Origin of the sequence: Natrialba swarupiae, from assembly GCF_008245225.1 — an archaeon.
In the GTDB taxonomy this organism is placed as follows: Archaea; Halobacteriota; Halobacteria; order Halobacteriales; family Natrialbaceae; genus Natrarchaeobius; species Natrarchaeobius swarupiae.
Map to the genome: position 1 here is coordinate 1 of NZ_VTAW01000033.1, position 12,687 is coordinate 12,687.

At 55.5% G+C, this 12,687-nt stretch carries 10 protein-coding genes; 7 read left to right on the forward strand and 3 right to left on the reverse strand.

What is annotated here, in order from left to right:
- Positions 1–297: 297 nt before the first annotated feature.
- Complete coding sequence (locus FYC77_RS20545) at positions 298–471, forward strand: hypothetical protein (RefSeq protein ID WP_202911865.1); 174 nt, start codon at positions 298–300, stop codon at positions 469–471.
- Positions 472–766: 295 nt separating this feature from the next.
- Here the strand turns inward: FYC77_RS20545 and FYC77_RS17570 are convergent, their stop codons facing one another.
- Positions 767–1,912: a sensor histidine kinase gene (locus FYC77_RS17570; protein ID WP_149082801.1), complete on the reverse strand. Its 1,146-nt coding sequence runs from the start codon at positions 1,910–1,912 to the stop codon at positions 767–769.
- Positions 1,913–2,036: 124 nt separating this feature from the next.
- Positions 2,037–2,996 carry a TIGR03885 family FMN-dependent LLM class oxidoreductase gene (locus FYC77_RS17575; RefSeq protein ID WP_149082802.1) on the reverse strand — a complete coding sequence of 320 codons (960 nt, stop codon included), beginning with the start codon at positions 2,994–2,996 and terminating at the stop codon, positions 2,037–2,039.
- Between the two features lie 489 nt (positions 2,997–3,485).
- Here FYC77_RS17575 and FYC77_RS17580 point away from each other — a divergent pair, with 489 nt between their 5' ends.
- Together FYC77_RS17580 and FYC77_RS17585 are read left to right on the forward strand one after the other, a co-directional pair.
- Positions 3,486–4,394, forward strand: a complete 909-nt coding sequence (locus tag FYC77_RS17580) for a DUF6159 family protein (protein ID WP_149082803.1) — start codon at positions 3,486–3,488, stop codon at positions 4,392–4,394.
- Positions 4,395–4,706: 312 nt separating this feature from the next.
- The gene (locus FYC77_RS17585) at positions 4,707–5,480 is read left to right on the forward strand and encodes an IclR family transcriptional regulator (RefSeq protein ID WP_202911866.1); all 774 of its coding nucleotides are present in this window, start codon (positions 4,707–4,709) and stop codon (positions 5,478–5,480) included.
- A gap of 885 nt (positions 5,481–6,365) precedes the next feature.
- Here the strand turns inward: FYC77_RS17585 and FYC77_RS17590 are convergent.
- Complete coding sequence (locus FYC77_RS17590; protein ID WP_149082805.1) at positions 6,366–6,560, reverse strand: hypothetical protein; 195 nt, start codon at positions 6,558–6,560, stop codon at positions 6,366–6,368.
- A gap of 822 nt (positions 6,561–7,382) precedes the next feature.
- Between FYC77_RS17590 and FYC77_RS17595 the strand changes: the two genes are divergently transcribed.
- The 4 genes from FYC77_RS17595 (at position 7,383) to FYC77_RS17610 (ending at position 12,686) form a co-directional block, all read left to right on the forward strand.
- Positions 7,383–9,044 carry an ABC transporter substrate-binding protein gene (locus tag FYC77_RS17595; protein ID WP_149082806.1) on the forward strand — a complete coding sequence of 554 codons (1,662 nt, stop codon included), beginning with the start codon at positions 7,383–7,385 and terminating at the stop codon, positions 9,042–9,044.
- Between the two features lie 171 nt (positions 9,045–9,215).
- A complete protein-coding gene (locus tag FYC77_RS17600; RefSeq protein WP_162354554.1) occupies positions 9,216–10,277 on the forward strand; it encodes an Ldh family oxidoreductase in 1,062 nt (353 codons plus the stop codon).
- 515 nt (positions 10,278–10,792) lie between these two features.
- Complete coding sequence (locus FYC77_RS17605; protein ID WP_149082808.1) at positions 10,793–11,767, forward strand: ABC transporter permease; 975 nt, start codon at positions 10,793–10,795, stop codon at positions 11,765–11,767.
- Position 11,768: 1 nt separating this feature from the next.
- Complete coding sequence (locus FYC77_RS17610; RefSeq protein WP_149082809.1) at positions 11,769–12,686, forward strand: ABC transporter permease; 918 nt, start codon at positions 11,769–11,771, stop codon at positions 12,684–12,686.
- Position 12,687: the final 1 nt, after the last annotated feature.

A 12,687-nucleotide genomic window follows, 5' to 3' on the forward strand; every position in this document is an offset into this window, starting at 1 on the left:
ATCCAAACGCGTTAGCTTCGCCGACGACTGGATCAAAACGTTCCTCCCGAATATTCAAAAGTTACGCTGACCACTCAAGCGTTCTGATGGGCATCGCAAACCTTCGGTTTGCTCAACGGGCGTGAATCCCACAACGCCGACACAACCACCGTTCAGCAGCAATACGAATAATTGGCTCTGTTGAAATCCCCTTCTTTAGATATTTATTCGCGTGAATCTGCTGCACATTACACGTGCGAACTGAACGAATTGAGTGAACTGGATAAGACATATATTCAGTTAGACTAACAGTAGTATATGGACACCCCCTCCGACAAACGGCTCTTTGCGATGTGCCTGATTTCGGCACTTACAGGGTTTATCGCTTGGCGTGTCTTCGGAACTGACTACGGCGGGGGACTAATACTATTCATCGCAATAGCAGTCTTTGCCGTACTGATGTTTGCTGACGGATACAAACAGACTGCGTAGAACAACGATCAATACATGCTCAGTACTTACCGCACAGGGTGCCAAAACTATCATGTTCTAAGGGTTTCAACAGAGCCGAATAATTGAGTGAGATCGCCCCGTCCCATGACGTACACCGAGGTGATCACACCGCCTTTCAAACGCACAACGTCGGGACTCCGAGACCCAGAACGTTCGAGACACCCTCTCGAACCGCTGTGCTGTCTCGGTTACAAGACACCTCCGAGTCTCCTGTCGGGATAGAAGTAACGGCGGTGTGGTCCGATTCGACCGGCAGTCGACGCGTGGCGGAGTACTAGTTGTTCTGCCCTGATAGATCGAGCCCAGAAATCTCAAATCGAGCACCACCGTCCTCACTTTCAGCCAGTTGGATATCCCAGCCGTGCGTAGTAACGATTTCTTCGACAATAGCGAGGCCAAGGCCGGTCCCATCCTGTTGTGTCGAGTACCCGCTCTCGAACACGGCGTCCCAGTCGTCTTCGGGAATTCCAGAACCATCGTCGGCGACGTAGAATCCATCGTCGCTGGTGAGATCGCCGACCGTGACCGTCACGGTTTCGTCCCCATGCTCGACAGCATTCCGAAAAAGATTCTCGAGAAGTCGCTGAAGGCGTCCCCGGTCAGCGGTAATAGTTTGGGTCGTTTCGACGACGAGATCGGCTTTCTCTGTCGTAACATTCCTCCAACACTCTTCAGCGATCTCCTGAAGATTAACGGACCTCACCTCATCAATGTGGGATCCGGTCCGTGCAAGCGTGAGGAGATCCTCGATGAGGGCGTCCATCCGATCATGTGCTGTTGCGACTTCCGTGAGGTGATCGCTCTCGCAGTCAGCTCGTGCTAATTCCAGATGCCCTTTCGCCACGCTCAGTGGGTTCCGTAAATCATGTGAGACAAAATTAACAAATTCCTCAAGTCGATCGTTCTGTCGGAGAAGTTCCTCTTCCCGATTTTGGAGTTGTCGGGTTCGCTCAACCTGTTCGAGGGCTGTAACTGTGTTGGCAGCCAAAATCTCGCCAAGCGTTTTGTCCCCGCTATCAAACGCATCGGTCGATGGGGAGGTGGCGATCAAAATTCCGTGCTCATCGAGCGGGAAAAAGAGTTCACCACGAACAACAGTGTCCAGATTGTGAATGTCTGGATCAGTTCTGACGTCATCGATCGCCACTGAATTGCCCTGTGTGTAGACCCGCCACGCAATACTATCACCCTCGGTGAATGTCGGTGGATCTCCAATCAATTCATTTGCAACATCCGTTTGTGCGACAGGAACGAGCCCCGAAACCTCTCCATCATAGAGATGAATCGCATTTGCTTCCAATTCGAGAATATCACGCGCTGCTTCGACAGCAGTATTGGCAACTTCTTTACGGGACTCAGATGCCATTAACTCCCGAGTAGCCTGGTTGAGCACCTCGAGTTGGTGTTCTTTATTCGACATCTGTTGTGAGAGGTTGCAAATCGTTCGAGTAACCCGTGGGGACTCGTTGCAGGCAGTCCCGATCTGTCGTTGTACAATCTCACTATGTAATGGTGTATATTAACAACGATTTTTATTGGGATGATCACTCGAGTGCGGGAAGCACCGTTTCTCCGAACGTCTCGATGAACGCCCGTTGATTCGTGTTGACGTTGTGGACGAAGATCCTGTCGACGTCGAGTTCGCGGTCTGTCTCGAGCCAGTCGACGTGATCTTCGAGCGTCCCCGACACGCGGACGTTCTCCTCGACGTGATCCGTCGTGATCTGTTCGCCGAGTTCGTCGTACTCCTCGGGAGTCCTTAGCTCCTGGGTCACCGTCCCCGGCACGCACTGGGTACGCCACTGTTCGTACGCCCCCTCGAGTGCGGCGTCGTCGCTTTCGTCGTAGGAGTGTTGTGCCTTGAGGTAGACCGGCTTCTCCGGGGCGTTCTCGCGGAACGCCTCGACGCGGTCCGCGTCGGCCTCGTGGTCTGGCGTCGCGATGGTGATCATGCCGTCGGCCCACTCCGCGAGCCACGCTGCCGTCTCCTCGGAGAGCGCTGCACCGATCACTGGCGGCGGCGTCTCCGGGCGTGAGTACAGCATCGCTTGCTCGACGTCGATGCGTCCGTGGTGGGTCACCTCTTGGCCGTCCCAGAGCCGCCGCATTACGTCCGTACACTCCTCGAGTCGTGCGTTTCGCTCCGATTTGACCGGCCAGTCGACGCCCGTAACTCCCTCGTTGAGTAGCTGGCCGCTTCCGACGCTGAGCCAGAACCGTTCGGGATACATCTCACGCAGCGTCGCGGCGGCCTGGGCGACGATCGCGGGGTGGTAGCGATAGCCCGGTGCGTTGACCGTCCCGAACGTCAGGTCGGTCGCCTCCATCGCCGATCCGAGCCAGGACCAGACGAACCCCGACTCGCCCTGTTGTTCGCTCCAGGGATGAAAGTGATCGGAGGCGAGTGCGTGTTCGAACCCGTGGCCGTCGGCGAGTTGGACCCACTCGAGGAGGTCACTCGGCGCGAACTGTTCGTGTGAGGCGTGGTAGCCAATCGCTGTCATCGACGAACCAACTCCATACTCTCCGTCCCGAAATCCGATCGCGCTTCGCTTCGGGATTCGGCCGTCGTCTCGAGTGTTCGTACGTTTGGTGGTGACACGATGTATTACTCCCGAAATACTCACTTAGGTTCACAGCAAGCACATGCCTGATCGACCCGTCTCCGCTCGGCTTCGGACCATGGTCGTTCGGAAACGTTCCGACAACTGGTGGACAAATTGCCGGAGTCATTGAACGTTCTTCCATTCTCGACCGGGAGTAACTACCTGCTGACGGCCAATTCGACCTGTCTTCGGGGGTAGTTACGACCGGTGTGTTTCTTGGGTTAGTTGACATTGATTCTCGAGTTTGATGGCATTATAAATTTACTATGACACGACGAATTGACGCCGCTTCACCTTCCGTTTCGACGGTCGTCAGAGATCGATGAATACCGGCTTTGGAACGCGAAAACAACAGCACTTAAGAAAGTGCGGTTCGGAGGAGGCTTCATGTCACCACAACTAGGCTCTAGTCGCATGGGGTTTTTCGATCGTCTCAAGACTGGCTGGACGCTCACGAAAGATAGTATTGGCGTCATCCGAAACCATCCACAGTTGTTGTTGTTCCCCCTCCTCGCGGGAATGACGAGCATCGCGTTCTTCGTGCTCTTTTTCTTCCCGCTGCTGATCGCAAATCTCGTCGGGACCGGCCTCGAGTACGCCGTCCTGTTCGTCCTGTACTTCATCACGACGTTCTTCAGTACGTACTTCTCGGCCGCGCTCGTCTACGGGGCGAACGAGGCGTTTCACGGTCGCGAACCCGGTGTCGTTGACTGCCTGAAAGCCGTCAGCGATCGCATCGGTCCGATCGTCGTCTGGTCGCTCATTTCGGCGACCGTAAGCGTCATCCTGAAATCCCTCGAGGAATCGGACAACCCGGTCGCATCGATCCTCGCCTCGCTGTTCGCGGTCGGCTGGTCGATCATGACCTTCTTTATCGTTCCGGTGATCGTCTTCGAGGACGTCTCGGTGACGTCGATGTTCAAGCGCAGTGGGGTGACGTTCAAAGAGACCTGGGGGGAGACCCTGGGTGCCGGATTCGGTATCACGCTGATCGTGACGGTACTCGGCATCGTCCTTGCCGCCCTCGCACTCGTGGTGTCGGTACCTGTTGCGGCCGTCTTCCCCGGTCCCGGCATCTTTCTCGCCGTGGTCTTGGTCGGTGGTGTGATGGTCTTTACGTACTTGCTCAGCCAGACGATCTGGGGAATCGCCAAGACCGCACTCTACGTCTACGCCGCCGAAGGCGTAACTCCCGAGGAGTTCGACAACTTCGACTTCGAGACGCTCGGCGGCCGAACCGAACGGTCCGCCTCGCCCGACTCGAGGCGCACGTCTGAGCCGTGGGCTGACGACTGACCGGGTCTGTCGGTACTGTTTGGTTCCGTCGTCGCTCGCTGTCGGTGCGTTGACTGCTCAATTCCTGGCGGACAGTCCCACCACGACGAGCAACGCGTTTCCTCGAACTCCTGTTTTTCGGTGAGCCAATGCGAGATACCGGTCTCAGAACGTCGAGCGGCATAATGAGCTACACGAGAACGTCGTTTTCGTGGACGTTGGCTGGTTTCGCTGATACGGTTTCCTGTCAGCTCGTCGTCTGTCTTCCTCTATATGGTTCTCTGTCCAATATTATTGGATATTTTTACAAGGGAGAGTATCGTAGTACCGTTCATGGGTGAGACGAACTCCAACGGGCGGATCGGTGCAGTCGAGACCGTCTTCGACGTCGTTGACGTACTCGAGGGGTCTGAGTCGGTCGGCGTTTCGGATGTCGCGGACCAGTTGGATATGCCGAAGAGCACGGCACACGTCTACCTCAAGAGTCTCGAGTCGGAGGGGTATGCGATAAACGACGACGGCACCTATCGCCTCAGCCTCCGCTTTTTGAAACACGGTGGGAAAGCACGAAACCGCTTAAAATTATACCGCTCGGCGAAGAATCACGTGGACAAGCTCGCAAACGACACTGGTGAAGTCGGAAACCTGGGTGTCGAAGAACGCGGTCGACGCGTTCTCGTCTACAAATCGGAGGTCCCGGACGCGATCTACGACAACACTCCGACTGGCGAGCACACAAATATGCACTGGACGGCGCTTGGGAAGGCGATTCTCGCTCACCTCCCGCCCGAACGGGTCGACGAAATCATCGATAGACACGGGCTGCCTGCGCGGACGCCGGCGACGATAACTGATCCGGACACGCTGAAGTCGGAGCTCGAAACTGTACGAGAGAAGGGGTATTCGGTGGAGAGAGAAGAGCGCCGGGATGGTGTCGTCGCTATCGCAGTTCCTATTCAGGACAAAAGCGACGACGGAACGGTTCACTCCGTCTCTATCTCCGGACCGAAAAAACGGATTACCGGAGAGAACGGTATCAAAACGGATCTCGTCGATGCGGTCAAACAGACTGCGAACGTCATCGAACTTCAGTACAATCACTATTAGCAAATGGTCGTCTTGGAACCAGGACATCCCATCTGCTCCCCGGCCGACGCGCCCGTTCGTCAGGTTCGTATGACCGATGGTCTCTCCTTCTCACGGAGAGCAGGTCAGTTGACCTCGAGTGACTCAGGGTGAGGTCACTTACACGTTGTTCGGACAGATTCTTGCCGCCGAATCGGTACCGTTGTCAGAACGACTGGCCAGCCAGATCAACTTCGCCTCGAGTGATAAGGTAGTATACAACTAAATCAACTACTAATCCATCTGATTATTTCTTCACTGGTGGCAACCTGCTTCGAGTGTGACGTACCGAGACGCAAGTTATGGTGGTATTCTGTACAATATACTAAACAACCATCTGGTAGCAACGTTTGGCCTCGAGAGCGGAATAATTGCTCGTCTCTCTCGAAGTGACCAACCGATCACGTGAAGCCATGCGACGAGTACCCTAACTGGTGGTATCCGTTCCTGGCTCATGAGGTCGTTTTTATAACTCTTTTCTGGAGGATATGGCGATGATGGTGATATAATACACAGATCATCCAATTAATTAACTGGCCTACCTGATACTCTCCTGGGCTGACTCTGTAGTTGAACCGGTCAACACTCTCGTATTCGCCCACGTGATTTCGGTTTGGAACGTCGATCACCCATCTCTCACGGAGAACATTCATATATCATATATGTATTTGAGAATGGTTTTTCTTCACACACCCTCGAATATCTGGCTCTACCAGTCATCGTTCAGGCGGCTGTTCGACAGTTCTCGAATCAATGGGTCTCGAATCACTCAACTTCGAGGCGGTTCACTTGTCGAATCGGCCGTGCTTACGCCTCGGCCGGATCGCTCCGTCGAGCGCGCCGACAACGATTTCCCCTCGATGGATTTCAGCTATCGTCACCCGATACGCGATCCACGAGAATAACGAGGGCGATTGGAACGACGACGATGACTGCGGCAACGACGGCGAGCTCCGTTCGCGTCAATCCGAGTTCTTCGTCTACGTTACCAAACCAGACGGATCCTGCAAGCAGGGTCGCGAGCAACAGCAACGCGAGGAGGTTCGTCCTCGAGATTCCCATGTGTCCCTAGATGTGTGTAGGAAATATGTAGATTTGGTTTGTTACACGGACGGTTTTATTGCTGGTGATCCAATCCCGCAGTCGATCCAACATTATTGAACGAGTGGTCCATTTGTTGTTGTTCGAGATATTGATTTAGCTCGTTGAATTTACGGAAACCCCTCAGTAGACTAGTGGAAATAGTCTCGTCACGTTTCCACCGGTAGAGATTATTTTGGAAAATTTTTGTGAGATACTATCTGTCTATGCCGTGGAAATCCTCGTAGTTATTTGTCTGTCTTGTTCCTCAACGTGTCTCGTCGCTCGCTCAGTATGGTCGAATATGGATCGATTTGGACCTAAACTATTGAATATTATATTCGTGAGTTGAACCGAAAATGACCCGAATCGATCGATTCCGTCCGATCGTCGACCGTCGATTTCTTCTGACTCGAGTGAGCAACGCGACCCTCGTTTTGTCTGGCTCGTCTACATCGTGTTACTGGCTCCCATTCGATATCGTTGGAGGCACTATTTTACGTGTGTACCGGTGTAATCCACGTCTCACCTACGGAGCGTTTCGTGTTCTTCACGGACTAATACGCCAGAAATAACCCATTCCATCTTTCACTTGATATTTGGTAACGCTCCACGCTTCGAGCCATCCCATCCAACCAAATTGGACGGTAGTATTTTCGGCGTTACGAATTGGTGTACTTCGACCGGTGGGTGCTCGCCGATCTGCGTCCGACCACTGAGTGGGTTGGCACACCTCATAACTACTCATATCAATCATGAAGTCCGAAATCTATATATAGTATCGTAAATAACGTGACGGTTGCCATGTCAAGTTATACCAGGCGGCACGCGCTGAAAACCGGTACGGCAGCGGCTGTCGGCCTGAGTCTGGCTGGGTGCACAGGTGACAACGGAGCGGACGCCGACGTCGTCTCCGATCCTGACGGCGACCCCGTCGAGGAGATCACACTTCTGAGTATCGCACAAGGTGATGCGCCGGCTCGGTACGAGTACGGACAGCTGTTCGCGGACAATCTCGAGGAGGTCGGCTTCGAGGTGGAGTACGACGCACAACCGACGGTCGAGTATCTCGAAGCGAGAGCCGAGCCGCCGTACCCGTGGGACATCCAGGTTCGCCGTGCGGGCGATGGCTTCGAACCGGCGGAAGCGATTTTCAGGGGGTTCTTCCACTCGAGCAACATCGGTCCCGGTGACTCGAACCTGTACGCCTACGAAAACGACGAAGTCGACGAACTGATCGACGAACAGGCCAGTGAGATGGATCCCGATCGACGGACCGAGATCATTCACGAAATTCAGGAACATCTCCGTGAGGATATGCCGATTGTTCCGTTGCTGGTCCAGGAGCGGATCATGCCGTACAACCAGGAACGGTTTCAGAACCCGGTTCCGATCATCGAACAGGGCCTCGGTTCGTTCTGGAACTACCTCAACATCGAGCCAGTTGGGGACGATGCCCACCTTCGAACCACGATGGCGGAGGACATCAACGCGTTGAACCCGCTGGACCAAACTGCTCGAGGGGACCGCGAGATGCTCCGACTGGTTTACGACCGGCTCGTTCGCGTCTCTCCCGACCTCGAACCGGAGCCGTGGGCCGCATCGGACGTCGAGACGGTCGACGACACGAGGATCGAAGTCTCCCTTCGCGAGGGAATGACGTTTCACGACGGTGAGCCGGTCACCGCCGAAGACGTTCAGTTCTCTTTCGAGTACGGTGCCGAGCACTCTCCGACGAAGGAAACCCGTGCGGAACCGATCGAGAGCATCGACGTGGAGACCGATCTCGATCTCGTCTTCAACCTCGAAGAGCCCAACGCACCGTTTCTCACCAACGCGCTCGGCCGTGTCTTCATTATTCCACAGCACATCTGGGAGGACGTTCCCGACGACGTGGAAGCAGAGACCCCGATCGATTGGCAGAATGCGGAGGCGATCGGCAGTGGTCCGTTCCAGGTCGAGAGTGCGGACTTCGCCGAACAGATTCAGCTCAGTGCGTACGAGGATCACTTTCAGCCGCCGAACGTCGACCAGCTCACTCGAGCGGTCGTCTCGGACGTCCGTGCCGGCATCCGGGCGTACGAAGACGACGCGGTCGACATGATGAGCTGGGAACTGCCGGTCGACGATCTGGAACGCTTCGAGCAGGAAGAGGAAACTGCACTCGAGAGTTCGTTGATGATGTCGATTCACCACATGGGGTACAATCTTCGTGAGCCACCCTTCGACGACGTCGACGTTCGCCAGGCCGTCGCACACGCCGTTCCTCAGGAGACGATCATCGGCACCATTTACGGCGGCACAGGAGAGATCATCCACAACCCCATATCGCCCGGCTTCGACGAGTGGTACTTGGACGACGTCGACGCGTTCGAGTCGGAGACCGACGTCACGATGCAGATGTTAGACGACATCGGATTCCAGTGGGACGACGATATGCGGCTTCACTACCCACCGGACTACTGAATAGGCCTGTTCGATTGGTACTGGTGACTTTTTCCAATTCGATGGCGGAGGTCGTGGTCTTCTTCCGGTGGTACTGTCCGTGGAAACTCGTCTCTCTCGAATACGTTCGCTATCGAAAGGAGAGTCATATTTATAATGGTTACCGCACAATGTATCGACGGAAGTGTAATAATGGCTGGTCAGAAAAATGTCAGTCGTGTTGATTATCGGGAGTTAGAAACGTTTGCCCACGATGTTCTTACTGCGGCAGGGGTAACGGAACCACACGCGGCAACCGTTGCGGAGGCGTTGGTACGGGCCAATCTTCGCGGGGTGGACTCACACGGCGTCGCACGCCTCACTGCGTACGTGAACAAGTTCCGTGAGGGTGGATTCAAGCCGGACCCGGAGATGACGATCGAATCCGGTCCGTCTCGAGGGACGTTCTCGGTCGATGGTGACGGTGGGCCAGGCCAGACTGCGGGACAAACCGCTATGCAGACTGCAATCGAACGCGCGGCGGAGATGGGGATGGCGGCTGGCGTGGTTCGAAACAGCAACCACTTCGGTACGGCGGCGTTCTACACGGAACTGGCGGCGGAACACGATTGTATCGGCATCGCGATGACGAACGTCGGGCCCGACGTCGTTCCATTTAATGGGACGAAACCGTACTTCGGCACGAATCCGATCTCGTTTGCGATCCCGACACACCGATCGTATCCGATCACGCTCGATATGGCGACGAGTGTCGTCGCGATGGGGAAAATCGATCACGTGGCGAAAGAGACCGATGCGTCGATTCCCGATCACTGGGGGGTAGACGACGATGGGGTGCCGACTACCGATCCCCACGAGGTCAATGCGCTTCGCCCATTGGGTGGCCCGAAAGGGTACGGACTCGCCCTCGTTGTCGACATCCTAGCTGGCGTTCTCTCCGGGTCGGGGCCGAGCCCGACCGTCAATCCGCTGTACGACGAGTACGACCGGCCGATGGATCTTGGACACTTCGTTGCCGCCGTCGATATCTCGGCGTTCCGTGATACGACCGAGTTCAAAGACGACGTGGATACGATCATCTCCGATATCAAAGCGATGGAGCCACGGGACGACGCGGAAGAATTGATGTTGCCTGGGGAAATCGAAACGAAGCGAAAAGAAACGCGGAGTTCGGACGGGATACCCGTTCCGAACAGCGTGGTAGAGTCTCTCCAGGAGTTAGGTGATGACTTTGGCGTTCAGTTGCCCCGGTGAGGAGTTCTCGGAGCCACGTCGTCGGTCACCGACGGGTATCGACGGCGCTGACCGACCCAGTCGGCGGTAGCCGTACCCGGAGCGTTCGAACCCGAACTGCTCGATCGTTCCCCGAGCCGAGATCAGTCGACTCGAGATCGTAACGAACGTTCTGTCGCAGGGATGGTGGGTCTACTGTCATCTGATAGGAGACTGTCTCGATCGACATAGTAATCGAACAGCCTGCGGTTCTCGCCACCTCGTTTTCACTGGTCGTCTCCGATTTCCGTCTGCTCACGGGTATGGTGTGCCCGTATACGGGCCGTTTCATACGGGTTGCTGTATACCGGCGAACCCCTTACGGATCGTGGATTCGTCGGCAACGATTTACAAGGGTCCGTATCAGCTGTATGACCTGGTGCGGAGTGACTATTCTCTTCGGTTGTCTGATCTCTTGGCCGCCGGTTCGACCGATTGACCCCTCCTATTATTCATCCAAAAATATTATGTGGTGTTACACGCTACCATTGGCCTGTATGAGGAAATTCATCGTTCGAAGGGTGGCGTACCTGATCCTTACGTACTGGGCATTCATAACTATATTATTTCTCATATTTCGGGTCACGCCGGGTGATCCGACGACGCTTTACATTCCGGAAGGAATGTCGCAGGCGGAACGTCAGGCGACCCTCGAACGATACGGCCTTACGGACCCGCTTTACGTTCAGTACGTCGATTATCTTCGAATGTTGCTCTCGGGCGATCTGGGGACGTCGTATCGGTACAACGCACCCGTCTGGGACGTTTTGACGACGAAATTCTGGAATACGATCTTTCTCATGGCGGGTGCGATGACGATCGCGTACACGTTCGGTATCGCGTTTGGGGCGTACATCGGCTGGCTCCGTGGGACGGCCAAAGAGAAGTACGGCATGGTCCTGGCGCTGATAGCCCGATCGTCGCCCGAGTTCTGGATCGGAATCGTGTTGCTCTCCATCTTCGTCTTTCAGCTCGGTTGGTTCCCGTGGGGTGGGATCAGAGAAATCGGTGCCGAGGCACCCGCGTCGTTCTTCGATCGGTACGTCAACTGGGGCTTCGTCTATCATCTGGTGTTACCCGTTCTCACGGGTGCGATATACTACATGGCCCAGCCGATTCTCCTGATGCGAAGCAGTATGATTAGCGTTCTCAACACGGACTACATCGAAATCAAGAAAGCGGAGGGGCTCTCGAACTATACGATCCTCTACAAACACGCCGCGAGAAACTCGATCCTGCCGATGGTCACGGTCGTTGCGCTCGTCGCTGGCCTCTCGGTCGGCGGATCACTCGTCATCGAGACGGTGTTCAGCTGGCCCGGCATGGGGAGAGAGATGGTCGAATCGGTCCATCACAACGATTACCCGATGGCTCAGGGGGCGTTCTTCCTGATGGGGAGTGTCGTGATATTCATGAACTTTATCGCTGATATCGCGTACGCGTTTCTCGATCCACGAGTGAGGTACGAGTAACATGTCGACTAACCAATCAACCATCACGACAGCCACGGAATCCGCTCGGAACAGCGTCGCGACCGCCTACTCGAAATCCCGTTCGATTCTCGAGGGTGAGCGGTTGGCACAGTTCGGCGTGATCGTCCTCGCGGTGTTTATCTTCGCGGGACTGTTCGCTCCGTTTATCGTCCCCCACGATCCAGGTAAGATCAACCACGGCGAAGACGGCGACGTGCTCCGTCTGGCGGAGCCGACCGCGGAGCATCCGTTCGGGACGACTCACCTCGGACGTGACGTCATGTCACAGGTGATGATGGGTGCGCAAGTCTCGCTCATCGTGGGCCTCACTGCGGCAGCGATCGCAACTGTCGTCGGGACGAGCGTCGCGTTGGTCGCGGGGTACTACGGCGGAAAGATCGACAACATCCTCATGCGACTCGTCGATATCGCGTACGGTCTGCCGTTTCTCCCGTTCGTCATCGCACTGGTGTTCATCTTCGGCTCCAGTCTCTACAACATCATCCTCGTGATATCGTTACTGATGTGGCGCTCGAGTGCACGCGTTATCAGATCGGAGGTGTTGACACAGAAAGAGCGGCCGTACGTTCAGTCGGCGAGGGCGGCAGGTGCGAGTGACTTCCGTATCATGTTCCGGCATATCCTCCCGAACGTGCTCCCGCTCGTCGTGTTGTACCTCACGTTCGGTGTCGCGTGGGCCGTCATCTACGAAGCCAGCATCGCGTTCCTCGGCTTCGGTGATCCGGATATGTACTCCTGGGGAACCATCCTCTACGAGGCGTACATCAACGGTGCGATCCGGTACGCCTGGTGGTGGGTTATTCCCCCAGGAGTGAGCATCATGCTGTTCGTGATGTCGGTGTTCTTCATCGGCCGGAGCCTAGAAAAGGTTACCAACCCGGACCTACGACACAACTAAC

Excerpts from the sequence above, each read along its gene's own strand:
- FYC77_RS20545 (WP_202911865.1), top strand. The coding sequence starts at position 298 with ATGGACACCCCCTCCGACAAACGGCTCTTTGCGATGTGCCTGATTTCG.
- FYC77_RS17570 (WP_149082801.1), bottom strand. The coding sequence starts at position 1,912 with ATGTCGAATAAAGAACACCAACTCGAGGTGCTCAACCAGGCTACTCGG.
- FYC77_RS17575 (WP_149082802.1), bottom strand. The coding sequence starts at position 2,996 with ATGACAGCGATTGGCTACCACGCCTCACACGAACAGTTCGCGCCGAGT.
- FYC77_RS17580 (WP_149082803.1), top strand. The coding sequence starts at position 3,486 with ATGTCACCACAACTAGGCTCTAGTCGCATGGGGTTTTTCGATCGTCTC.
- FYC77_RS17585 (WP_202911866.1), top strand. The coding sequence starts at position 4,707 with ATGGGTGAGACGAACTCCAACGGGCGGATCGGTGCAGTCGAGACCGTC.
- FYC77_RS17590 (WP_149082805.1), bottom strand. The coding sequence starts at position 6,560 with ATGGGAATCTCGAGGACGAACCTCCTCGCGTTGCTGTTGCTCGCGACC.
- FYC77_RS17595 (WP_149082806.1), top strand. The coding sequence starts at position 7,383 with ATGTCAAGTTATACCAGGCGGCACGCGCTGAAAACCGGTACGGCAGCG.
- FYC77_RS17600 (WP_162354554.1), top strand. The coding sequence starts at position 9,216 with ATGGCTGGTCAGAAAAATGTCAGTCGTGTTGATTATCGGGAGTTAGAA.
- FYC77_RS17605 (WP_149082808.1), top strand. The coding sequence starts at position 10,793 with ATGAGGAAATTCATCGTTCGAAGGGTGGCGTACCTGATCCTTACGTAC.
- FYC77_RS17610 (WP_149082809.1), top strand. The coding sequence starts at position 11,769 with ATGTCGACTAACCAATCAACCATCACGACAGCCACGGAATCCGCTCGG.